General features: G+C 47.8%; 21 protein-coding genes. 3 read left to right on the forward strand and 18 right to left on the reverse strand.

Annotated elements, in window-relative coordinates; translation table 11 throughout:
* Positions 1 to 33: 33 nt before the first annotated feature.
* The 7 genes from NNL21_RS14955 to NNL21_RS14985 form a co-directional block, all read right to left on the reverse strand.
* Positions 34 to 1,149, reverse strand: coding sequence for a PAS domain-containing sensor histidine kinase (locus tag NNL21_RS14955; RefSeq protein WP_204818079.1), 1,116 nt, complete (start codon positions 1,147 to 1,149; stop codon positions 34 to 36).
* A complete protein-coding gene (locus NNL21_RS14960) occupies positions 1,142 to 1,795 on the reverse strand; it encodes a response regulator transcription factor (RefSeq protein ID WP_305880819.1) in 654 nt (217 codons plus the stop codon). The genes NNL21_RS14955 and NNL21_RS14960 overlap by 8 nt, the downstream gene beginning before the upstream one ends.
* Positions 1,796 to 1,811: 16 nt before the next feature.
* Positions 1,812 to 2,309, reverse strand: a complete 498-nt coding sequence (locus NNL21_RS14965) for a hypothetical protein (RefSeq protein WP_204818080.1) — start codon at positions 2,307 to 2,309, stop codon at positions 1,812 to 1,814.
* 125 nt (positions 2,310 to 2,434) lie between these two features.
* Positions 2,435 to 3,052: an NUDIX hydrolase gene (locus NNL21_RS14970; RefSeq protein ID WP_204818081.1), complete on the reverse strand. Its 618-nt coding sequence runs from the start codon at positions 3,050 to 3,052 to the stop codon at positions 2,435 to 2,437.
* Between the two features lie 130 nt (positions 3,053 to 3,182).
* Positions 3,183 to 4,103: an aldo/keto reductase gene (locus NNL21_RS14975; RefSeq protein ID WP_204818082.1), complete on the reverse strand. Its 921-nt coding sequence runs from the start codon at positions 4,101 to 4,103 to the stop codon at positions 3,183 to 3,185.
* A 122-nt stretch (positions 4,104 to 4,225) separates the two neighbouring features.
* Entirely contained in the window at positions 4,226 to 4,489 is a 264-nt protein-coding gene (locus tag NNL21_RS14980) for a hypothetical protein (protein WP_204818083.1), read from the reverse strand.
* 148 nt (positions 4,490 to 4,637) lie between these two features.
* Complete coding sequence (locus NNL21_RS14985; RefSeq protein WP_204818084.1) at positions 4,638 to 5,375, reverse strand: GTP pyrophosphokinase; 738 nt, start codon at positions 5,373 to 5,375, stop codon at positions 4,638 to 4,640.
* Positions 5,376 to 5,591: 216 nt separating this feature from the next.
* Between NNL21_RS14985 and NNL21_RS14990 the strand changes: the two genes are divergently transcribed.
* Positions 5,592 to 6,188, forward strand: coding sequence for a YitT family protein (locus NNL21_RS14990; protein WP_204818085.1), 597 nt, complete (start codon positions 5,592 to 5,594; stop codon positions 6,186 to 6,188).
* A 429-nt stretch (positions 6,189 to 6,617) separates the two neighbouring features.
* On the opposite strand, the gene NNL21_RS14995 is transcribed toward NNL21_RS14990, so the two are convergent.
* Positions 6,618 to 7,313 (reverse strand): hypothetical protein, encoded by a 696-nt coding sequence (locus NNL21_RS14995; RefSeq protein WP_204818086.1) that lies wholly within the window; start codon positions 7,311 to 7,313, stop codon positions 6,618 to 6,620.
* Between the two features lie 191 nt (positions 7,314 to 7,504).
* Here NNL21_RS14995 and NNL21_RS15000 point away from each other — a divergent pair, with 191 nt between their 5' ends.
* Complete coding sequence (locus NNL21_RS15000) at positions 7,505 to 8,668, forward strand: cation:proton antiporter (RefSeq protein ID WP_204818087.1); 1,164 nt, start codon at positions 7,505 to 7,507, stop codon at positions 8,666 to 8,668.
* 75 nt (positions 8,669 to 8,743) lie between these two features.
* Here the strand turns inward: NNL21_RS15000 and NNL21_RS15005 are convergent, their stop codons facing one another.
* Entirely contained in the window at positions 8,744 to 10,117 is a 1,374-nt protein-coding gene (locus NNL21_RS15005; protein ID WP_204818088.1) for an ABC transporter substrate-binding protein, read from the reverse strand.
* Positions 10,118 to 10,485: 368 nt separating this feature from the next.
* A complete protein-coding gene (locus NNL21_RS15010) occupies positions 10,486 to 11,850 on the reverse strand; it encodes an ABC transporter substrate-binding protein (protein WP_204818089.1) in 1,365 nt (454 codons plus the stop codon).
* 341 nt (positions 11,851 to 12,191) lie between these two features.
* On the opposite strand from NNL21_RS15010, the gene NNL21_RS15015 reads away from it, so the two are divergent.
* A complete protein-coding gene (locus tag NNL21_RS15015; RefSeq protein ID WP_204818090.1) occupies positions 12,192 to 13,238 on the forward strand; it encodes a LacI family DNA-binding transcriptional regulator in 1,047 nt (348 codons plus the stop codon).
* A 58-nt stretch (positions 13,239 to 13,296) separates the two neighbouring features.
* Here NNL21_RS15015 and NNL21_RS15020 read toward each other — a convergent pair whose 3' ends face one another.
* The 8 genes from NNL21_RS15020 to NNL21_RS15055 all read right to left on the reverse strand — a co-directional run bounded on the left by NNL21_RS15020 (position 13,297) and on the right by NNL21_RS15055 (position 24,689).
* Positions 13,297 to 14,241, reverse strand: coding sequence for a carbohydrate ABC transporter permease (locus NNL21_RS15020; RefSeq protein ID WP_204818091.1), 945 nt, complete (start codon positions 14,239 to 14,241; stop codon positions 13,297 to 13,299).
* Entirely contained in the window at positions 14,222 to 15,073 is an 852-nt protein-coding gene (locus tag NNL21_RS15025; protein ID WP_204818092.1) for a carbohydrate ABC transporter permease, read from the reverse strand. Before NNL21_RS15025 ends, NNL21_RS15020 begins: the two co-directional genes overlap by 20 nt.
* A complete protein-coding gene (locus tag NNL21_RS15030; protein ID WP_204818093.1) occupies positions 15,070 to 17,334 on the reverse strand; it encodes a DUF5696 domain-containing protein in 2,265 nt (754 codons plus the stop codon). The genes NNL21_RS15025 and NNL21_RS15030 overlap by 4 nt, the downstream gene beginning before the upstream one ends.
* Complete coding sequence (locus NNL21_RS15035) at positions 17,324 to 19,426, reverse strand: YIP1 family protein (protein WP_204818094.1); 2,103 nt, start codon at positions 19,424 to 19,426, stop codon at positions 17,324 to 17,326. The genes NNL21_RS15030 and NNL21_RS15035 overlap by 11 nt, the downstream gene beginning before the upstream one ends.
* Before the next feature lie 11 nt (positions 19,427 to 19,437).
* On the reverse strand, positions 19,438 to 20,295 hold the full coding sequence (locus NNL21_RS15040; RefSeq protein WP_204818095.1) for a carbohydrate ABC transporter permease: 858 nt from the start codon (positions 20,293 to 20,295) through the stop codon (positions 19,438 to 19,440).
* 3 nt (positions 20,296 to 20,298) lie between these two features.
* Positions 20,299 to 21,213, reverse strand: coding sequence for a carbohydrate ABC transporter permease (locus NNL21_RS15045; protein WP_204818096.1), 915 nt, complete (start codon positions 21,211 to 21,213; stop codon positions 20,299 to 20,301).
* Positions 21,210 to 24,230 carry an extracellular solute-binding protein gene (locus NNL21_RS15050; RefSeq protein WP_204818097.1) on the reverse strand — a complete coding sequence of 1,007 codons (3,021 nt, stop codon included), beginning with the start codon at positions 24,228 to 24,230 and terminating at the stop codon, positions 21,210 to 21,212. The genes NNL21_RS15045 and NNL21_RS15050 overlap by 4 nt, the downstream gene beginning before the upstream one ends.
* Before the next feature lie 327 nt (positions 24,231 to 24,557).
* Positions 24,558 to 24,689 carry a hypothetical protein gene (locus tag NNL21_RS15055; protein WP_256555262.1) on the reverse strand — a complete coding sequence of 44 codons (132 nt, stop codon included), beginning with the start codon at positions 24,687 to 24,689 and terminating at the stop codon, positions 24,558 to 24,560.
* Positions 24,690 to 24,889: the final 200 nt, after the last annotated feature.

Below are 24,889 nucleotides of genomic sequence, written 5' to 3' on the forward strand. Positions count from 1 at the left end.
ACGCGATGTCTGGCTGAACTGCTGTGAGATTAATCACAGCTGCTTCAAGATTGTGAATGTAATGACCGTGCCACGCTCAAGCTCGGAGGTCAGCTCAAATCGGCCCCCGACAACTCTCGCACGTTCTTCCATGCTGAATAACCCAACGCCGCTGCTTCTTGAGGTTGTATCGAAACCAGCGCCCCGATCAGCAATTCGCGCGACAACCTCCGTATCGGACTCGGTTATGGACACCTCCGCTTCAGAGACGTCCGCGTATTTGGCAATATTGGTGAGCGCTTCCTGAATAATACGGTAGACGGCCGTCTCTGCTTGCGCATGAAGCCGGTTGCGAAGGCTGCACTCGAGCTTCACTTGTATACCGTAATGATCACTATAATTGTCGATATACGATCGAATTGCAGGAACAACGCCGAGATCATCCAATACCGAAGGGCGAAGCTCCCATGCCAAGCCCCTTACCTCCTCCATAATCCCGACGATATGGTTCCGAAGCTGTACCATATTCTCTTCACCCGCATCCTTGGCAGATGAGATTCGATCAATCTGAATGAGGAGCGAGAACAAGCTTTGTCCGATTCCGTCATGAAGCTCACGTGAAAACTTGCGCCGTTCCTCCTCTTGAATGCGCATCACCTGCGCCATCATGTGCTGTAAATCCTCCTCGACCTTCTTCAGCCGCGTCACCTCATTGCGGATTGCCAGAAACTGATAGGGGAGTCCTTGCGCATCCAGAAAGGGAACGATCGTCGTATGAACCCAGTAATAGCTCCCGTCCTTTGCCCGATTCTTGATGTCGCCAGTCCATACGTTACCGGATAGGATCGTTTCCCAAAGGGTGCTCATAAATTCCTTCGTATGATGGCCGGAAGTGATAATACGATGATCCTTCCCAATCAATTCTTCCCGGCTGTACTTGGATATATCGCAAAACTTATTATTCACATAGATGATTTTGCCCTTCCGGTCCGTAACGGCGACGATTGAGGATTCATCGAGAGCAAATTTGACATCAGCCAATTGCTTCAGAGAGTGTTTGAGCTCATGGCGGAAATTCTCATCGCCGATCTGCTCCTCGATGCGTGCGAGCAGACCTTTGACACGAGGTCCAATTAATTCCGACTCGGTGCGGTCCCATGAATTATTCATAATTCAACAGCCCCTTTTTCACCGCGTACTTAATCAGATCCGGTCTTGAACGCAGCCCAAGCTTCTCCATGACATTACTCTTATGGGTCTCCACCGTCTTCACGCTAATAAAGAGCTGCTCGGCTATTTCTTTGTTCGCATAGCCCTTGGCAGCCAGGGAGAGAATCTCCTTCTCTCGCGTAGTCAGCGTATCATATTGGTCTTGATTGCTGCCTGCCTGAAAACAATCCATATATTCACTCATGAGCCGCTTCGTCGCGGTTGGATATAAATAGGCGTTCCCCCCCGCCACCGTTCGTATTGCGGTCACCAGCTCCTCGTGGGGCGCACTCTTCAATACGTAGCCGGAGGCTCCGGCCTGTATGGCCCGGAACAAATACTCGTCGTCGTCATGCATCGTTAAGATGAGGACCGCAGTATCCGGGAGAATCTGGCTGAGTTCCTTCGCTGCCGTAAGTCCGTCTTTCCCATGCGGCATGCTCAGGTCCATCAATACAACATCAGGCCGCAGCTGCCCGGCTAGCGCAATGGCTTCATCACCCTCGGATGCTTCGCCAACGACCGTCATATCTTCTTTCTCGCTTAAGAGGAGCTTCAGTCCGGAACGGACCACAGCATGATCATCCACAATGATAATTGAAATCAATCTTCCACACCCCGGTTCAATGAACGTTATTCCCCTCATTATAGCAATTGCTATCACCTGCTGGGAAGGCTGGATTCAGTTGGGATGAGAGAGCGTTTGCATAACGCAAGCCGGCTTCAATATCCGAAGAGGCATACTCCTCCCCCGATCGCCTGCCCATATACAGGACACCTGCGGTCGCTCTTAAGCCTGCTGCGACGATCGGGAATGCAGCCGCTTCCTGCAGCTGCTCCGCTAACATAACAGGGCATTCCGGTACCGAATGATTACCGAGCTTGCCTCGCCGGGAATGACACATGATGCCAAGACGTCTAGCCATGCCCGCTAAGCCTGACCCGGCCTTGACTGTCATCAGAGCGACACGATCATTACGATTACCGAGAATGATTGTCCACTTCATGGTTCCTTGTAAACTGAGGGCTTCTGCTAGCGCGGCGAATTGACTTCCCGTCTCCATCCGAAACCGTTCCAGAAGATCCGCCCGGCTTCCATATTCAACAAGTGTCGTACTCATGCTTTCCCGTCCCTTCGTGATACACCCGACCCGTTCTATACCTTCTATTGTATCGAATCAGCCATTGCTTGTAAGTCGGGGAATACCCTGAAATGCGGTTCGGGGGTTGGAGCATGCGCTTCGTTCTAATCAAGAATGACACTTTTGCCAGTATCATGTAAGAATTCAAACATCGTCTGAATCTGCTTCACCGTGTTTCTTTCCAACGACAGCTCAGGCAAGTGATGTTCATCAAAAAAATCCACACCGCTTGTTTCCAGGCCAGTCTTTGCTTCTCCGCCGATGATAACGCATTCGATAAAGAACTTATACACATGGTAGAGCTCAGGCGGATGATCATGATTCTTTTTATCCATGACAGCCAGCAGCCGAACGGGTTTGACATCAAATCCGGATTCTTCTTTAATCTCTTTCACAGCTATTTCCGAGGGGGAATATCCGATATCCGCCCACCCTCCAGGCAATGCCCAGGCTCCATCCCCTTTTTCACGCACCAGAAGCAGCTTGCCTTGATGAAAAACAACGCCGCGTATATCCACCTTAGGTGTGGCATACCCCTTTTCATTAGCAAAAACAAGCTCAACCTGCTCTTTCTCCATGAACGTGTAAGTAGACACCATCTCAATGCTCAGCTGTCTAAGCGCTTCATATCGTTCAACGTCATACGGGTCCTTGGCATATGTCAACCCAATCTGAGCGATAGACTGGATTTGCTTCACCCATTCCAACCATTTCGGCTCCACTGTTTCCCCCTCCTTCATCTTATCCTCTGGTATACTGCACCCTTCAAGTCGGCTCTCAAGAGAGAACGCTAGGGTATACGGAAATAACCCGCTCTTGAGAGCGGGTTATCCGATCCGGCTATGCGGATGCTTACCGGTTCCAGGTTTGCGGATGATCATCCTCTGTCAGTTCGGCAGCTCTAGCGTTAGCCGTCACCTGCTCGGGGTTTTTGCAGCCCGGAATTACTGCCGTAACAGCTGGATGCTTCAAGCACCAAGCCAGCGCCCACGAGGCCATATCGACTCCTGCCGGCACTTCCTCCTGCTGGATCCGCTGAACCTCCTTCAGCTTGCGCTCGGTAATCTCCTTATCATGGCGATGCCTCACATCGGTTGCATCGAAGACAGCGCCAGGCTTATATTTGCCGCTAAGATAGCCGCTCGCCAGCGGCACTCGTGCGAGAACACCTAAGTCCTGCCGCTCGCAAGAGACGAATACTTCCTCTTCAGGCACCCGGTCTAACCGGTTATAGACCACTTGAATTGCTTGTGACCCCACCTCGGTAGAAGCATTCGTCTGATGGATGTTGCCATTATTCCCGATGGAAGTACCAAGATGCCGTATTTTACCAGCCTGAATTTGTTTATCGAGCACGGTCCATAAGGAATCATTATCAAAAGCCGCATCAGGTCCGGAGTGGAACTGATACAAATCAATATATTCCGTCTGGAGTGCTTTCAATGAAGCATCCAGCTGATTGACGACGTCATCTGCCGAGTAATTGTCCGTTCTCGTGAAGCGTTCATGAAAGTGATGGCCGAATTTCGTTGCGACAACCCATTGATCCCGGTTACGCCGCGACAGATAGCTGCCGATGAATTGCTCCGACAGATGGTCGCCGTAGCACTCCGCCGTATCAATGAGATTGATTCCGAGCTCGGATGCCCGGTCCAATATCGCATCTGCTTCCTCCTGTGTAAACTGCTTGCCCCATTCGCCGCCGAACTGCCAGGTGCCTACGCCAATAATGGAAACGCGAAGCTCTGTTTTGCCAAGTCTGCGATACTTCATGAAGAAACTCTCCCTTCACCATTTACTTCGATGCATGAAAAAGACAGACCACCGTTGAAGGCGCTCTGCCTAATAATTCGATAATGACTGTTGAAACCCTTTATTTCTGTAGTGCCGTCCACTCATCGTTGAATTTCGACGACATCTAGACTGTGGCTTTCTTCGAGCGAATGGAGATCTGCATCCTCATATAGGGACTGCTTCACATCAAAGATCGACAGACTAGGGTCAACATAGAAGGTCGATCCACGATACGAGCAGCGATCGAAGTCGAAGGTACCCGAGGTAATGATTAGAATACAGTTTATAAACGAACATCCAATAAAATGAAATCCATCAAAAACAATCGTTTCATTCTCAAACACTTGATCCATTACGCGCTGCATCAGTTCAGCTCCCTTTTTTCAGTGAGATGAACTCTATGCTAACAGATCCAGCCTGCGGTGTTTGTCACTTCATGCCACTGTAATCAACTATTTATCGACAAGGCGTTCTTATGTTCGAACTGTGCAGACAGCTACCGGAATTCCTGTCTTATTCTTTCCCTAATATCTCCAATAATGCTTCGGGAAGGTTAAACTTCTGATTATTAATGGTGATGCTCCTAAGTTCTCTCTCCGTATCCTCATGCTGCAAATCTTTGATCGATTGAACCTCTTGCATCAATCGCTCCATCTGTTGATCAAGCGCATTTGCCGTATCCGCCGCTTCCTTGATCTCTTCGAGCAGATGCTGGGGGACGGAACGATTATATTTGTAAAAAATTTTATGTTCCAGGCTTGCCCAGAAGTCCATCGCGATCGTTCGTATTTGAATCTCGACACATACGTTCTCTACCCGATCGGATAAGAATACAGGGACTTCGATTAATAAGTGCAAGCTCTTGTATCCATTGGATTTGGGGTTTTTGATATAATCCTTGACTTGAAGAATCTTCAAATCGCTTTGCTTCTGCAGGATCTCACTTACCCGGTAGATATCCGATATGAATGAGCAGGTAATTCGCAGTCCGGCAATATCTTTGACATATTCCTCGATCGAGTCAATCGCAATGGTTCCGCCTTTACGAATCAGCTTCTTCATGATGCTCTCCGGCGTTTTCAATCTCGTGTTCGTATGCTCAATCGGGCAATAATCGTGAAGGGATTGAAACTCCTCTTTTAGAATCTCAATTTTCGTCTCCATCTCTTCCAAAGCAAATTTGTATTTGAGCATGAATCGTGTGATTTCATTACGCATCTTTTTCAATTGATCCAATTGTTGAGTGTTCATTCGAAAATTCCCTTTCTATGGTTGAACTCCACGGGTGCGGATAAGCTTCTTACACCGCAGGATGGTCTTCAGTCCTCCAATGCTTCGTATATTATACCTAATAAAGCTGTTGATTGTAAGTTAGGCTCTATATAGGAATTCCTTCGAAATCGTCATGAATGCACATCGAACAAGCATATATATAGGACAGCCCATACAGGAGGCAGGTAGGTTACCATGCTCACGCTACCCAAAATAGCAGCGATCGTTAGCGGCAGCTTCCTCATCGCCATCGCCATTAATTTTTTCTTAATGCCATTAAAGGTATTGGACGGCGGCTTAATCGGAATTTCGCTCATTCTCAATTACTTGTTTAAAATAAAAGTCGGGCTGGTCATGCTGCTTCTGAGCATTCCGATCTTTGTTTTCATATGGCGCCATAACCATAAGACGATCTATACCAGTGTGATCGGTCTGCTGCTCTCCAGTTATCTGATTGATCTGCTCGAGCCGTATCATTACTATTTTCTTTATTATATTGAATGGACGCCGATCACCCGGTCGATCCTGGGAGGTGCTCTGATCGGTCTTGGTCTGGGCATCATGCTAAGGTTCGACTGCAGCACAGGCGGGTTAGATCTGCTCGCGCATTATATTTCGCGGTTTATACCAATGAATATCGGGGTTATGATTTTCATCATGGACGGTATCATTGTCAGCGCAGGGGCACTCCTTCTCCCCGAGGATACGTTTATTCTTTCCTTGTTGACTATCGCCGCGGGTGGGGTAACCACCGGATTATGCACCTTGAATATGCCGGATGCTGCCCACTAGAATCATAAGATATAACAAAGAAGATGAATCGGCGGATTCATCTTCTTTGTTTGTTCCTGCTTATTGGCTGCTTCTACGTTTACTCTAACACGATTTGGGCAAAATCATATCTTGGCATCAGCAGCTCGAATGCTGCTTTTCCTTGCAAGCCGTTTATCACCCGCTCCTCGCGTTTTATCGCATCAGTTTATTCATGAACAAACGGTTCAGAAGCGGATAAAACAATCATACGCGCTTGGTTAAATCGAGCACCTAATGGCGAGAAGTCAGACGCTGCGACCTCGTCCACGCTTGTACGATTAATGACATTAAGTACTTTCGCGATTCGATGGCTGGAAAGCTACGCGGTAACAGGGCACACCTCACTGCCGCCGGGCTAGTGGCAGTAAGCTCACTAGTAGACCTCCGCTCCTCTTGTCTTAGAGGTCCTTATAATGGATTGGGGTCGATCACACGCCCGGTCACGGCATGAATAAACAAGGTAGTCTCCACGCCGGTATCCTGATTTCGAACCATGACAGCATAGATTAGCGGAGTTCCTGGGCGCGTAGGGAGGTAATAGGTTATGATGTCCATCTCTTCGACGGCCACCTCCCGTTTTTGAAATACATCTTCTGCAATAGCAGCCGCTTTCTTGAACGAAACGGAAGCATGCATCGGACGATAAAAGAGTTTTTTCTCCATATAAGGATGAATCCGGCTCTGCACCTGACGGATGACGCCATCATCGTCGATCTCAATCATCATGCTGTCCCCCCAGACAGGCGTTCGATACAATAGATGCTGCAAAGAGACACGAATGCGGCCGGAATGACTGCGATCCACCCCGATTATCTTCATATCCCGGTTTGGAAATTGTATACCGTACAGCGCTTTCGTTTTATTCAAATATTTATAAGCAATCCATTCAGGCGTATGCTTCGAGGGCCTCGACAATTCGCCCTTCAGTATAGAAGGCGTGTTCATCGTGTCGTTCCAGTACACTTCTAACGGACTGCGGCTTTCCTTCATTAAACGCTGGAGACTCGCCCGGGCTTTCGGTGATAGATCGGCAGCATAAGCGTCCTGATGAGAAATAATAAGTATGGCCGTTACGATTAGAATAACCTTCAGTAATATTCGCATATCGACTTCTACTCCTTTCTATTCCCCATTATTCACGAAAATAATATCCTGTATTCGGGGGTGCGAAACCCCTTTACCCCTTCAGGACGCTGTGCTATAATATAAGCATTACTTATAAAAACACAATACGTTTTAATTGGAGGAGCCTGCACACCGCAGGCTCCTTTTTGTCTTTTTTGGGTAAAATAGTCATGTCATTGAGAACGCACAGGGGGAATGTTATGTTTTATTTAACCATCTTAATTATTATTTTGGCTACAAAGCTTGCGGGCGACTTGAGTGTCCGGATCGGCCAACCAGCCGTTGTGGGTAAGCTGCTGATCGGCATTATCATCGGACCTGCAATGCTGGGTTGGGTGACCAACTCCACTATTATTGATGAACTGAGTGAAATCGGCGTGCTGATGCTTATGTTTATGGCGGGGCTTGAGACGAACATGGATGATCTGAAGCGTTCCTTCAAATCTTCATTGGCCGTTGCCACTGGAGGCATCATTCTCCCCTTCCTAGGCGGATACCTTATTGGACTTGCAATCGGAATGGAAACATCGCATTCAGTATTTCTGGGTTTGCTATTATCGGCTACTTCAGTCAGCATATCCGTTCAGTCACTCAAGGATTTGGGTCTGTTAAAGAGCCGCGAAAGCACAACCATTCTCGGCGCTGCCATACTTGACGATATCCTGGTAGTCGTTCTCCTTGCATTCGTCATGAGTATCTTCGGCGGTCAGGATGTGAATCTGGCCTTAGTCGTCGGGAAGAAATTCGTGTTCTTCCTTCTCGTAGGCTTGTTCATATGGCAGGGGATTAAATGGGTCATGCGATGGTTGGCGCCTCTTCGCGTAACGGAGTCGGTCATAAGCGCCGGCCTCATTGTGTGCTTCTTCCTCGCTTATGTCGCGGAACAATTTGGCGTAGCCGGCATCATTGGCGCTTTCGCGGCAGGCCTTGCCATCTCGCAAACGAATTATAAAGAGGAAGTTGAGCATAAGCTGGAGCCCATTGCCTACACGATCTTCGTTCCGATCTTCTTCGTAAGCGTCGGTTTCTCGGTTTCCTTCAAGGGAATCGGCGATCAAATCTGGCTGCTGATTGTTATTACCATAGTCGCAATTCTAACCAAGCTGGTCGGTTCCGGGATCGGTGCCCGCTTGACCGGATTCTCTACCCGTTCCTCAATCGGGATTGGTTCAGGGATGGTTTCCCGCGGAGAGGTCGCATTAATTATCGCTACGATCGGCCTTCAGGCCGGGCTGCTGGAGCAGAAGTATTTTACCGTACTCGTCATAGCCGTCATTATTACGACCCTGGTCACCCCTTTCTTGCTGAAGAAAACAATGGGCGGCAAAATATAAGAAAAATGGTTGAGCAGAGTTTCTCTGCTCAACCATTTTTGATTGGTGATCTATTTACCGCTGTATGAACGATGTTTATTTTATCAGTGCGTTTACTTGTTCATCTACGGCCCTCAAAGCATCCTCTATCGAGGTTTGACCATTCAAATATTTGGAGAATGCGTCGCCAAGCAAGCCTACAATTTTCGTACCCGCCGCTGCAGGCAGCAGCACGTCGGTATCACGGCCTACATCATTCTCCGGATGAGCAACATAGACATCATCATTCTTGCCTGCTTCCGGGATGTTTCTCCAATACGGATCACTGACTAAGGATTTCAAGAGTGGCACAGCATTCCCTGCCAAGCCGAAAGCTTTGTGAGCTTCGGGAGTAAGCAGAGAAGCAACAAAATCAGTCGCTTCCTCCAGATGCTTCGATTTTGCGTTGGCAGCATAGCCGGAAGTTCCCGAACCGACTGCGTATTTAACAGGTGTTACAGGAAGCGTAACAAGATCCCACTGGAAGTTCTTAGCTTTTGCAGCATCTTTAACTGAATTCGCGTGCGGTCTTACTCCAAAGTAAAATGCAATTTTACCCTCATGGAATGTGTTAGGTGAACCTGAGAATGGATTAAAGGCATAGCCTTCTTTGATCAGATTCGCATACATATTCAATCCTTCAATGACTTTAGGATCGGAGAATTGAACCTTCATGGTTTCTCGGTTTAAGTAGTCGCCACCGGCAGCTTGTGAGAATGCAATGTAGTTTGGCAGCCAGTTGAAGTTAAAATCAACGCCGTATTGCATGGTTTCTCCGGCATCATTCTTCTTCGTTACTTGCTTCACGATATCAACGAATTGATCCCATGTCCATCCATCGGCAGGCATTGTGATACTTTCTTGCTCAAGCAATGTCTTATTCGCGAAAACAACCATATGACTAAGGTCGCGCGGAGCAAAGTAATAGTTGCCCTCGATCGCACCATAGCTCAGCATCGCTGGGTTAACATCATTCAGATCGACACCCATACGGTCAAATGCATCGTTAAGCGGAGCTACAATTCCTTGTTCGTAGAAAGTACGAACATGACCATCTGATAGCCACACGACATCGGGCATGTTGCCTGATGCTGCCATGGATATCGCAGTGTTGGCCGGATCGCCTTCAAGCGCCATATACTTAAGCGTTACATGGGGATGCGTCTTTTGGAAGACTGCAAACCAATCTTCCACCGATTTCTGCTCTGACTCACTGCCAAAGCTGCCAACAGTCAGCTCAACAGGATCTTTCTTTTCTGCAGGCGGTTCCGGCTCCTTATCGGTGTTAGTAGGCTCATTGGTATTGCTATTATTTGGCGGTGTATTCGTTGGGGGTTCATTTTTACTGTTACCCGAGCTGCATGCTGCAAGCGTAAAAGCGATAATAGCTACTAATGCAATCAATAAGCTTTTTCTCGTAATTGTCTGCATCGTACTACCCCTCCTCGGAAAATAAATAAACAGTAACACAATCATGTTTTTATAGGCTTTTAGTTATATAGCCTCTAATTCTAAAGGCTGGACCACCACCCATAATAGCGATTGTAACCACAGAAATGTAAGCACTTACATTTCACAATTATATATTACCACAATATACTTATTATGACAGTATAGCTCTCTTCATTTGGAATAATAATTTGTGTGATAAAGCTTTCATGTTGGTCTTTGAGTTTGTGTGCGGATGATTATTTATATGAATATGAAAAAGAAGGATGAGCAGCGATCTTATTCTGCTCATCCTTCTTGGTGTATGATGCCTCTGTTTTCACTTGCTGCAGCTTCGTCAATGTAAATAACTATTTGAGTAGTGCGTTGGTTTGTTCGTCAACGACTTTCAATGCATCCTCAAGCGAAGCTTGGCCGTTGAAATACTTGATGAATGCATCGGCTAGCAGATTAGACAGTTTAGAACCTGCTGCTGCTGGCAGCAATACATCCGTATCACGACCTACATCGTTCTCCGGATGCGCAATATAGGCATCGTCATTCTTGCCTTCCTCTGGAATGTTTCTCCAGTATGGATCGCTGACTAATGATTTCAAGACCGGTACAGCGTTGCCTGCCATACCGAATGCTTTATGCGGTTCTGCGGTAAGCAGCGAGGCAACAAAATCCGTCGCTTCTTCCAGATGCTTCGATTTCGCGTTAGCAGCATAGCCGGAAGTTCCGGAGCCGACTGCATACTTGACAGGTGTAACAGGAAGGGTAACGACATCCCACTGGAAGTTCTTCGCTTTAGCCCAATCTTTAACAGAGTTGGCACCTGGTCTTACATGGAAAAAGAATGCAGCTTTACCCTCGGCGAAGTTATTCGGTGACGGTGTGAATGGATTGAGTGCATAGCCTTCTTTGATTAGATTCGCATACATATTCAAACCTTCAATGACTTTAGGATCAGAGAATTGAAGCTTCATGGTCTCACGGTTTAAATAGTCTCCACCCGCAGCTTGGGCGAATGCGATATAGTTCGGCAGCCAGTTAAAGTTAAAATCAACGCCGTATTGCGTCGTTTCGCCAGCATCATTCTTCTTGGTTACTTGTTTGACGATATCCACGAATTGATCCCATGTCCATCCATCAGTAGGCATCGGGATACCTTCTTGTTCAAGCAAGGTCTTGTTCGTAAACACGACCATGTGACTAAGGTCACGTGGAGCAAAGTAATAGTTACCATCGATCGCGCCATAGCTCAGCATCGCTGGGTTGACATCATTCAGATCGACGCTCATGCGGTCGAATGCATCGTTAAGCGGTGCGACAACACCTTGCTCGTAGAAGGAACGAACATGAGCATCCGCTAACCAGACAACGTCTGGCATATTGCCTGAAGCCGCCATTGTCAGCGCCGTTGCACCCGGATCGCCTTCAAGCGCAATATATTTAAGTGTTACATGCGGATGAGTCTTCTGGAAGGCAGCAAACCAGTCTTCAACCGATTTCTGTTCCGATTCGCTAGCCCATGAACCTACAGTCAGCTCAACAGGATCTTTCTTCACAGGAGGTTCAGCTTCTGGTTCCTTCGTTTCGTTAGTAGTCCCTTCGTTTGCCGGTGGTGTCGAATTATTCTTGTTTTCGTTGTTCCCCGAGCTGCATGCTGCAAGCGTAAAAGCAATAATAGCGATTAATGCAATCAATAAACTTTTTCTAGTAATTGCGTGCATTGGACTGCCCCTCCTCGATGGGTTAACTAAGAATAAGAATCATTGCAAAACGAATTAAAACGTTTTTGTAAAATGCAATACTGATTCTTGTAGAAAACCACCACCCTTCAGTTAAATTACCACAAAAAGTAATGTAAGCCCTTGCATTTTATCGTTATAAAAAATATCCCGCTAGATGTCCCTAATAATACCATAATACCTTGAATTTATCAATATAAAACGTTTTTATATACTTATGCTAAATCAGGTGGGGTTTAATTGCCGATTCATACATGTTATAACTATAGTAGTTCTTAAAACGTTTTATTCTACCTAATTTATCGCAAAATGAGGTTACAAATATGGCGACCATCAAAGATATCGCGAGAGAAGCCCAAGTGAGTATTTCCACGGTGTCTTTCGCTATCAATGGCACGGGTCCTGTGGCTCCCGAGACGAAGAAGCGGATCATGGAGGTCATTGAACGCTTGAATTACCATCCAAGCAGTTCGGCCCGGGGATTAGTAACAAGACAATCCGGTAACATTTGTCTCTACGTCCCACATCCCAAATCAAACATTTTTACATTTCATGATAACAATTTAATCAATGACATGCTTCAAGGTATCGGTGAGTCGATCGACGAAAAAAATTATAACCTGCTGCTCGCTTGGGAACAAAACGAGGACGATGATGATGCAAGTAAAATGATGTCCTTGGTTCATACGAGAGCGGTTGACGGAATCCTTTTTTTCAATCCGACGCGTAATTACAAACCGATTTACGAACTCATTAAGTTGAAGTTTCCATTCGTATTTATGGGCAGCTTCTTCGATAACGAACCGATTGACACCGTCGATATCGATAATTTCGAAGCCGGTTACCGCAATACGGCGCATTTGATCAAGCTGGGCCATCGCAAGATTGGATTTGTCAGCCCTGGACCTCTTCATTACTTACTTGCGGATGACCGCTTTGAAGGCTACAAAGAAGCCTTGAAGGACAATAACATCCGGTATAATGATCATTATTTCCATATCGGAGATAACCGGGAAACAAGCGGCGTTGAAGCGCTTGATCGGTTCTTATCGCTGAAGGATCCTCCAACTGCGATTGTCGCAGGCCGCGACATACAAGCCGTCGGAATCAAGAAGCGCGCAATGGCTTGCAGCCTCATCGTACCCGGCGACATCGCGATCGTAAGCTTCGAGAATTCTCAGTTAGCCGAGAACCATGATATCTCATCCATACGCACCGATCTGTTCAGTATCGGGCGCGAGGCATCCAAGCTGCTGTTCAAGATGATTGGGCGCAAGAAGGAACGGCAAACCCAGCATATCATTATACCGGCCGAGCTCGTCGTCCGGGGCAGCTGTGGCGGCAAACAAGAGACAAGTGTAGAGGAATGATCCGGCATTGCAGATCCGAATCGCCGTTTGGCGATTCGGATCTTTCTTATGCCATGTGTTAATCCCCTGCCAAGCCCGTTCGTTCTACACCTTCTACTAAGTAACGTTGCCCTAGAATATAAACAATGAATAGTGGTAACACAACGAGGATACAGCCAGCCATCATAACCGCTTCATTAAGTCCGTTCTCAACGCCTCCGCCCATATTGAATGTGCCATTCATACTGTCCAGCTGAGTCGAAAGCGGGCGCATTTCTGGTGAATTCACGAAGAATGACGCCATGTAGTTATCATTCCAATTCCATACAAGCGAAAACATCGCGACAACGAACATGGCCGGTTTTGCCAGTGGCAGCATGACGGTCAGAAATACGCGAATCGCTCCTGCACCGTCGATCCGAGCCGCTTCATCCAGCTCTTTCGGCAGCCCCTTGAAAAATTGCGTGAAGATGAGCATGAACAATGCCCCGCGCAAGCCTTGGCCAAAGAATGCCGGAACGACAAATGGCAGATAGGTGTTGATCCATTCCAGCTCCGAAAATAGTGAGTAAAGCGAAATAATGATCGTTTGGGGAGGAATGATCAAGCAGAGCAGTACAAGAGCAAAGATCAGCTTCGATCCGCGAAACTGATAACGCCCTAAGCCATACCCTGCAATCGCACAGGAAAGCACTTGACCGATCATTGGCAGGATCGCCATCATGAAGCTGTTCTTGAGCGTAACGGCGAAATTAAGATTATTGTACGCTACGACGAAATTATCCCAATACACGCCATTCGGCAGCCACACGACACTGGAATCAAGCAGATCGGCTAGCGATTTGGTCGATGTGCTAACCATAAACAGCAGCGGCAGCAGGAAGATGAAGCCTAGTTCAATAAGAACGATATACGAGAAGATCTTTAATGCGAGATTCTTTCCCTTCTGCGTATAGCGTTTGCCGACATTGTTTTCTTGCAGCATTCCCGTGGCTTTCGAGAGCTTAACGCTGAGATCCTTCATTGACAGTAACCCTCCTTCCCACGTAAAAGATGATTAAGATAATAAGCAGAATAACTAAGAAGTACATCCAGCTAATTGCTGCACCGTAAGAGAAGTCCAATCTGGTGATGGTGCTTTCACGGATATACCCCATGATCTGATTGTCCGGTTCCGTGAAGGAATCGATCGTTGCGTAAATAATAGAAAGCAATACGATCGGCGAGATCGTCGGCAGCGTGATCTTCCAGAAGCATTCCCACGGAGTTGCTCCGTCCATCTCCGCCGCTTCGTACAGCGAACGCGGAATCGACTGGAGGCCGGCAAGAAAGATCAGAATTTCAACGCTGCTGCGCCAGAGCAATGTTCCCATCCGAGCGAAGGTATCCTCGCCGATAATATCGCTGATCAGCAAAGCGCTTGAACCCAGCTCTTGAAAGATCGAGAAGTCAGCGGCTCCCTGGGAATTCAAGATCCGGATCATCAAGCCGCTGATGATAACCGGAGCGAAGAAAACCGCTCGAAAATAACGCTTGCCAACAATATCTCCGTTAAGGAGCACCGCTGCGATCAGCGCGAAGATCGAGATGATCGGGGCATCCATTAATGATTTCAAAATTTGATCGACGAAAACCTGACTGAAGCTTGCGTCCGTCAATACTCTTTTATAATGATCCAGGCCCACGAACTCACCGTTCAATATGTCACTGATTTTTCCAGATGTCATACTGATCTTCAAGCTCATATACAACGGGTATAGCGTGAAAGCGAGGAAGCCGATGACCCATACCGAAACGAATAAATAGCCTTCCGTTACTTTGCGGCGCTCCAGGCTGTATCCTCTTCGTTTACTCATTTGGCACCTCCGCCCTTGCGAACCGCGTAATCCAGCGGCTTCACCGTCATGCCTTCGCCGCTATACGACTGTTCATTGTAGTTCGTCCATACTTCCGTACCGTCGCTATATGTCGTACGGAATACGCCGTTCGTGATCACCGCATGATCGGTGATTGCCAGCCCGGCTACAGGTGCTATTGCTTCTTCCCAAGCGGTATAGGCCTTCTTAATCGTTGAAAGCCAGTCCGTATACTTGGAGCTAAACAAAAGATCATAGTCTGTATACCTCAGCTGCGTCGTCTCCCGGTAAGTCAATTCAAAGGATGGTATAGCGCCATACTCGATGGACTTTAGCAGCTCCAGCGTCGGGTCGTCGCTGCGATTGATCGCTTTCGAATAATAAGGGCGCTTACCATGGTAAAGGATTTGAAGGAAAGGAACCTGAACGTCCAGCATGTAATCATTGGATGTGCTGAGCGGGATATCGAGTACACGATCCGCAGCCTTCGCTGCGTAAGCATTCCCGTAATACACACCGGCACTTCCCAGCTGTTCCTTCGTCTTATTGATCCAGCTCTCGAAGAACGCTTTCGTTTCTCCGCGCCGCAGCGGCCCGTGAGAATTATAATCGCTAATGAGCTTCTCGCCGAAATGACGATAGTTGACACTTGTCACTCCCATGTCTTTGAGCTTCTCAATATCGTCTTCGAAGTATTCTTCATCAATGACATAAGGATTGAGCCAATGCCTCTCCGTTCTCCAACGATACCATCCCGTCGGTCCTTCAGGCCGGAGTATATATTGTTCATTATCCGGCTTGCGGATGGTATCGGTACGTAAGCTAACAACCTTCTCGCCGCGGAATACTTCGATCAAGTTATCCTCCAGCGACGTTTCGATACCCTTCTCTTTGGTCCAGCTGAGGAGATCTCTCAACCCCTTCTCGCCGCCGAAGTCGCCTTCTACCGGGAAGCGTTTAGGAAGATTGCCGTAATAGCCGTTCTGATACCAGCCTTTCAATTCGGCGATCATGTTATTCACGCCTTCGCTTTGCAGCTTCTCGAGAATAATTCGTGCTTCATCGAAGGTCGTCATCGTCTCCAGCCGTTTAGAGTAACTGTCACCCCGGCTTTCTACCCCATGAAACAATTGAATGAGCGGCGGGTTCGATGCTTTTTCGTTTGTAAGAATCGGCATGAAGCGATCGCTCACTTTATCCGCTAATTCCGTGTAGGTCACATCCGGACCGGAAACAAAATCATAGCGTATGGAACGATCGGTCATAATCGGCGATTTCTCGTAGCGGGTAAATGAAGCGCCAACTTCGCCAAACCGCGTCACGTAGCTTTTGCGGATAAATAATTCAAATCCGCCCCGGTAGTACTCTAAATTCGCTGCCCCTGGAGGAAGCGAGAACACTTTGGCATCCTCAGAGCCTTTCTCAAGCGTTTGCAAATATCCGCCATCCTTCTTGACCATACCTACAATCGGCACCAGGACCTGTTCATTGTTGTTAGGTCCATAGTTTGGATCGAATGTAGGATCTACGCCGTAAATCCACTGCGAATATCCGCGTTTATCGTTTTGGGTATGCGATTTATTAAAATACGTAAGCGCTCCGGTTCCATCCGGGACGATGATGTAACCGTCGTCACCTTGCTTGGCGGCTCCGAAATTGGGGAGCGGTTGAATTGAAACCAGTTTATTGATATCCTTCTCTACAATTTCCTCCACGGGGAGATTGATGTAGAACCCTCCGTCCTCCAGCACAAATTCTGCTGTGAACGCGATTTTCAAGCTTTTGATATCGTACTTGACTTGTACACCGCCAGGAATGGTATAAGCCTTCCACGTCGCCTTTTCCTTCATAATGCTCGAGATGACAGCTTCCTTCTGGTTATTGGTATAGGAAAAGATGAACGGAGAAGAAACCATCGCTCCAGTGATCTCGTTAATCTTCGCATCGCCGGTTACGTCCGGACTGCTGGTCCATACAACATTGGATTGCTTGTCGCGGATTGCGAACAGCTGCCTCTCCAGGTCCACGGACAATTCCAGATTGCCGTCATCTGCAACCACTTTCATACCGCCGCTCAATGGCAGCTCGCCGCCATCGGGTTTTGCAGCATGCGTATAGGTAATTTCTTTATTTGTAGAGAACTGCAAATCAAGCTCCCCTGTCGGCTTAATCCACCAGATAAACCAGCCGATCAGAATCAGGGCGACGACGATCTTGATGATATTCCCGATACGTTTGGGAGTTATCCATTTATGAGCCAACAAAGAACGCCTCCCTCGCAACTTGTTCTACGAAATCAATCACGTTTAGCCCAAGGCCATAAAGGACCAGGTAGAGTCCGATCATAATGACACTGCCGATTCCAGTAAGCAGCGTAACGCCGACAGCCTGCCCGGTTTCATAGCTATGCGTTTCTCTGACATTGACATAGAACAGGAAGACCATCCAGATCAACAGAACCAAGTCGAATAAGTCATAAAACCTGGCTTCCTTGAATGTCAGAACATGAGTCAACAGAGTAAGCGGAATCGAGAAGAAGATGTATGGTGTGAAGCAATACGCCGTCGCAATAAATACGTCGCGCCACCGGCCTTCTCCGCCCATGATCGTTGTCAGCATGTAGTTCACCGTACTGAATATCACCCAATACAGGAATGGGAACAGAATGACCTGCTGCCAATCCACGAATTGGATCGGAATGGATTCATACAGGTAACTCACGATAAAGATGTTCAGGATGTTGGCACCCACATAGAGCCCGATCAGGATAAACGCATGCTTCCAGCGACCCTTATCCTCATATCGGAGTTCCTCGAAGCCAAGGAACGGCTTAGTCATCACACGGAACGACAGTTTAATGAACCGCCAGGTGGCCAGCCACGCACGTATGACTGCAATTTTCCTTGTCTTGTCGGACATTCGAATTTTCATTCTGCTGCGGAACTTGAACAGAAGGAAGAGCACGACTAGCACAACGATAATACTGGTGGCAATGAAATCGAAGTGTTCCTTCACATATAGACGCCTGAATTCGTAGAACGCATCCGAATAACCGGTTTTTTCGTAAGCATTCTTGAAATAATCCATCGCTTGCGCGTATTCTTCCTGACGCAGGTTGGTCTGTCCCATTGCGACGAGGGCAAGCTCATAGAAATTATTGCGCTTGCGCACTTCTTCCCAAGGTCCGAACGATTCCTCGTATTTCCCTTCGTTGTAGAAGCTGTTCGCCTTATGAACAAGCTTGGTAAATTCCGTTGGACGGAATTTATGTATGCCGCCGCGAAGCTCATCAAGCGCGTATAAATATCCGTTATTGTCCACGCTTATGGCTGTGACGACGCCGAACAGCCCTTTGCCGATGCCGTTACTTCCGAAGGCGTATAGCATCCGGCCCGAAACATCATATTGGTACATCCGGCCATAGGACTTATCGATAATTGTCATGTTGCCATCCGCATCAACCGCAACGTCCGTGAAGTTCTGCTGAAGGCTGTCATAATCAAACGATCTGTCCTTGAAATTGTAACCCGCTGCCGGATACACATCGCCGCCAACCGCGTTAAGCTTCCGGATCTGATTGCTGCTCAAACCGGTTGTCGAAGCATATACGTAGCCGTCAGGTGAAATCGAGACATTGTTGAACGAGTATGGGAGCTTCACGTAGGACCCCGCGCGCTGCTCCTTGTTATATAGGAGCCGAATGAGTGTCGTTGCGAACGTGGCTTCGACCCGGTTGCCCCCAAAGTAACCCCGGAAGCCGCCTTCTGAGTCCAGCATCATCAGGCCCTTCTGATCGCCTTGGTTGACGACATAGAAATATTTGCGGGAGTCGATGACGATTTTGGTCGGCTGGTATTTGAAATCGGCGCCCAGCAATACGGAGTCAGGCTTGCCGAATTCCTTCACATACCGGCCATCCTCGTCATACTGAACGATGCGTTCCTTGCCGGTATCGGCAACGAAAACCATGCCCTCTTCATCGACGAACACACCGCGTGGAGAGCCCAGTATACCCGGATCGGAAGTATCTTCCGATACGCCGAACAGCTTCAGAATATTACCGTTGCTGTCCGTCTTAATAACCCGCTTATTCTCTGTATCCGATATATAGAGATTGTTATTCTTATCAATGAATAAATCCTGTGCTTTCTTCAAGCCCCCCTCGGGCTTATCGTCAAACGAGATGAATCCATCCGGCACATAAGGTGCAGGCACCTTGAGGTAGAAATTGTCAGGGCTAATATAATAGTTCGGATAAGGTGTCTTGGCCAGCGCCGCAGCCGGCAGAATAACTGCAGCTACAAATATGGCGACGATAGACGAAAACGCGATTTTTCGAATCAGCTGATGCATATTCCGCCCTCCTAGGATTTGATGCCCGAGTGGGCCATCGTCGACAAGACTTGACGCTGAAATAAGATAAAGATAAGAACCGTCGGTACCGTCAGAATAAAGGTCGCCGCTGCGTTGGCGCCTGCTCTGGCTACACCCTGACCGTTAACCGTAGACAAGTAATACGGAAGCGTCTTCATCTCTTCCGATTGCGTGAACAATGCCGAGGAGCCCGCATCATTCCAAATCGCGGTGAATGCTAGGATGACTACAGTGGCCCATGCTGGACGGATGAGCGGAAGAGCAAGACGCCACATCATGGTCCATTCGCTTGCGCCGTCAATTCGTCCGGCTTCGAAGATCTCGTCAGGCACCTGGTCCATGAACTGCTTCATGAGAAACAATCCGATCGGGAATGCAAGCGAAGGCAGGATTAAGGCACTATAAGTATCCATTAAGCCCAGGTAGGAGACGACCAAATATCTTGGGATCTCAACGACTTCCGGCGCGAACATGAGGGAAACAATGATCAAGCCGAAAATTTGGTCTTTACCCGGAAACTTATGCTTAGATAATGGATAGCACGCCAGTGAACCGAGCAGTACAGTGAAGAATACCGTAATACAACTTACAAGCAAGCTGTTGAAAAAGTAACGAGAAAGCGGGATCTGGTCACCCGCCATAGCGAGAAACAAATCTTTAAAGTTCTGCAGCGTTGGATTTTCCACGAAGAAGCGCGGTGGATAAATGAACAGCTCCTCTGATGGCTTAAACGCTGTGCTTACCAAGAAGACAAGCGGAAGCATCATGAACAGCCCCAGCCCGGACAGAAACAAAATAATGAAGAAGAGGCTGTAGTCTTTCTTGAATTTGAACCTTTTCTTGAGCATCCGCTACTCTCCTTTCGAGGAGAAAACCGCAAAGCACAGTTTTCCGATTCCGTAGATCAAGATAAAGAGCACGACCGAGATTGCAGCGGCATAGCCCATTTCATACCTGAGAACAGCATAATCCTGCAAATGAAGCACAACCGTATGGCCTGCATAAAGCGGACTCGGGAATCCGGCAACCGCCTTGCTTATCTCACCGACCTTAAACGAGCCAACGACGGAGAGTATGGCGCCGAATAGCATCTGCGGTTTCATCGCAGGTATCGTTATGTACCATAGCTCTTGGAATCTCGACCGAATCCCATCCACTTTACCGGCATCGTACAATTCCGTGTTGATGGTCTCGAAACCGGCGAGAAAGGCTAGAAAGCCCGTGCCCAAGCTCATCCACAGGGAAATGATAATAACAACCGGCATAATGTATTTCACGTTCTGCAGCCACTGGACCGGTTCATCGATTACCCCTGCTTGAATCAGGAAGCTATTTAAGTAGCCATAGCTGTCATTGGCGAACAATACGAGCCATACGACGGCCATCGCGACACCGCTCGTCAACGATGGGACATAGAAAATCGTTGTGTAGAACGTTCGGAAGCGTTTTGGAATTTGATGAATCAGCCATGCGAACAAGAAGGCGAGCACATATCCGACCGGACCTGTGATCAAAGCGAAATATAACGTGTTCATCAACGATGTGATGAAAATTTCGTCATCGACAAGAAGCGTCTTGAAGTTCTGCCAGCCTACCCAATGCGGAGGCTGCAGGATATTGTAGTACGTAAAGCTGAGCGCGGTCGATGTCACGGTCGGAATGATAATAAATAAGGCAAATAATATGAAGAACGGGGAGAGAAGCAGGTATGAAACCCGCCATCTCCACACTTCTTTCATCAGGTTTTTGAATCGGTAAGCTATCATGGCCGTTGTTCTCCTTCCGCGGTTTTGTCTTTCGACCCTGCGTTGTTCTGCTTACCGGAATGAGTAACATTGAACTCATCTTGTTTGCGGACAAGTTCTTTATTGATCTCTTTTACAGCGTCTTCAAGCGCAATCCGCTCATTCTTGCCAAGCAGGACCGCTTTGTTCCATGCGTTTGTCAAGTGACGTGCCGTGTAATAGCCGCCCAATACAACCGGCTGCTCCTTCAGCCATTTCCATTGATCCGTAATGGCCGTCAGCTGTTCACGGCTCCAGGACATCCCTTTGACAGCATCGAGGTTAGCGCTGTTCCATCTCGAACCGACACCCAGAAGACTTTCCACCTCGGATCCATAACGGACCTGCATCTCTTCCGACGTCCACCATTTCATAAACTGCCATGCTTCGTCTTTATGCTTCGTAGATTCCATCATTAAAGCCGTAGTCGCTGCTCCCGCTCCGGAAGCGCTCCGGTCAATTTCGCCGTTCTCTTTCATTACGCCTGGCATAGGGACCATCTTCCAGCGTCCGTTCAGCTCTGGAGCTGACGTCGCCAGCCTTACGTAGAAATCATAATTGCCTACCCCAATTGGCATCTCGCCGTTGCGGAACCTCTGATAGAAGTCGGCTTGAAGCGGCACTTTGTAGTTATTATACAGATTCGTCCAGTTCTTAAAGCCCGTAAGCGCTTGAGACTCATTAAGAGCGGATTTCAAACCGTCATTCGTGTAGAACATGCCGCCATTCTGGAACAAGAAAGGCGTATATCCTGCTACACCTGCAGGGTAGTAGAACTCCATTCCTTCTTCCTGCAGCTTAGGCAGCAGCGCATATACATCCTGCCATGTCTGCGGAACTTCGGCCCCGATGCGCTCCAGCACATCCGTCCGGTAGAACAATAAACTGAAGTCCAGGGTTTCGGGGAGTGCGTATAACCCGCCGTCATATTCAAGCGGTACCAAGGATTGATCAACGAAACGATCCGCTACTTCCTTGGAATCCGGGAACGTATTCAGGTCGATAATCGCTCCCCGGATGGAGAATTCAACCGGTATGCCCTGCGCAACGCCCAGCATGACGTCCGGTGCTTTGCCGCCTGTATAAGCAAGCAGGAGCAAGTGCTCCGATGCAAGCGGGACGGTGTTGATTTCAACTTTTATGCCGGTACGCGGTGTGAAGTCCTCCAGAACGAGTGTCTTGATGATATCCACCCATTCGCGGCCGCGCGCTACCCAAACCTTGAGAACTTTATCGTTGCCATCGATACCGATAGAGTCTTTATCTCTAAAGGAAGCAATAAAACGCTGCATGTTGGAACCCATACTTTGGGCAAAAGTTGAATTTACGATCGGTAAATCTGTTCCAGGCGGTGCAACGACCATATAATCGACGAAGAGCTGCTGCTCCTTCATGCTTTCGATCGCATTACCCAATGCCCCTTGGACAGTGCCAAGCTCGTTAAGCTTATATGGAATCGTCTCCGTGTCCTTGAGCATGCCCTTGTATAAACTGATCGCCGTTTGCAGGGGCTGACCGAAGGAAGGCATAATGCCGCCATTGACTTCTCTTAATTGCTCGTAGCTCTTCTCATAAACATCGATCGCGGTCTGCAGACGTTCCTTCACATCAGGAATGACCTTCTCTAAATTCCAGTCCTGATTTCGGTCGACTGTAATTTTACCGTTCGCGTCTTTGGAAGATGCGGTTACTTTAACGACCTGTGTGCTAAGCAGTGAAATATCGCCGAGTGATTCATTGATATTCATAATCGCTTGACGAATCGAGCCTATTGTCGTCGTCATGCTGATCTCATGCTTCCCTTTGGCCAAATAGAACTTAAAGGGCTTATTGTCTTTATCCATAATGGCGTCTGCATGCCATCCACGAATGTATGGGAACGCATACTCTTCCATTTCTTTGAACGGGATCTCACCGTCAATTCGAATCGTTCTGTGCGGCACCTGATTGTGTACCGGAGTGGCGTAACGGAAGGCAATTTCATATAGACCGTCCTTTGGCACTTCAAATTCCCAAGTGACCGTTTGTCCGCCCGACTTCCATCTTCCCCCGCCAAGCACGTTATAGCGGGTTTTCATGACTGATTTAGGTTCCGAATGGTAATCATCATTCCATTCAGCGCGAAGTGACAATTCAGAAGCTTCCTTCGGAATTTCACTCTGTACATGAATGACATCCGCATCGCTATCGGCATACCCTCTCTCTGTATAACCCGCCAATACGGATGCATAGTCAGGCAATTGAACAGGCTTCTTCAACGTCAGGGAAGCGATTGCCATCGGTTCTCGGACATCCGTTATCCGGATCGTGTGCTGCCCTTTTTCTAAGTAGAAACGATATGGCTCCCGGTAGAATTTCTCTGTTTGCTCCATCGGCCTGATCCGCCATTCGCGGACTTCTTCCTGAACACCCCTAATTTGATTGCCTTCGTTATCGAATTTAAGCTCGCTGCTTTCTTTCCAGTAACGTTGGAAGGTGAAGATGGAGGCTTCCTCGAAGGGACGCTTGCCATCAATGAGAAGAGAACGCTGAACGCTCGACTTCTTTCCGTCGAGAGGCAGATATTCCAGATCCATCTGGTACATCGCACTGACGGGTATGTCCACTGTCCACTCTACCCAACTGTCTTGGCCATCCGTTGCTACGGCCTCTTTGCCTAGCTCGTTTACTTTACTAACCTCGCCGGACGAGGCGCTGTACTGCTGACCAGCGACGTTGACTGGTTCGCCATCATAATCGGTATAATTGCTCTTCTCATAACTTGCCAGTACCCGCCCATACGGAATTTCGTTGTTAATCCGGCTTTCCTCGCTAAAGTGCGACTCTTCTAACGTGTCTAGGCTTGCCGGACTTTGGAACTGGGTTCCTTTCGGTGTCGGCCGATTTAACAGCAAGAATCCGATGATCAGAATAACTAGCGTACCGGCGATCCACAGAGTACGTTTGCTAACCCGAAAGCTGGGTTTGTTTCCGGTTTGGGCATACACGGGTTGTGCCATCGTTTTTCTCCTCCTATTCAGGGTGAACGCTGCTTCGGATGCCTAGCAACGGCTAATCCGCCAAGCCGGAAGGTAGCAGCTGATATTCTACGGATGAATCGCTCGACATCCGTTTTGCAGCGATATTGATAACTTTTCGCTCACTCAATATCGCCTTTATCCCAGAACATCCAATTAAAGCGCTTCCATTTTAACTGGCCTACAAAGCCGATTTCATAAACAATATTACTATGTATGGAGCCTGGAATTATTAGGATACCCTTGCATCTGTGTTCATTACCCTGACACTATGGTTCGGCATCGGGGATATATGCTCTTGCGTCGAATTCATTGAATTGTTGCAGCCGCTCCTCTCCCTTCTCCGTTTGGAAATCGCCACAGCAGCGCCAGAACGGCTTCCCTCTTGAACGGCCGATGAGATTTCGAGCTATCATTCATACGGTCCGTTTGCTTCTCCATGTAGAACAACTCCTTAATAAAAGTGTATGTAAATCACCCCACTTGTATCCGCTTACAATCAATTGAAGTTTATATGTAGAAGTGGGTGACTGCACGCTCGTAATTCACATGACGTTAAGGGGACGAATTTGAAGGCATTAATAAAAACGTTTTTATTAAAAAGAGCAATTGGCGGAAAATATACCTCTATATACATATAT

It is taken from the genome of Paenibacillus mendelii (assembly GCF_024498075.1).
Classification (GTDB): domain Bacteria; phylum Bacillota; class Bacilli; order Paenibacillales; family Paenibacillaceae; genus Paenibacillus_Z; species Paenibacillus_Z mendelii.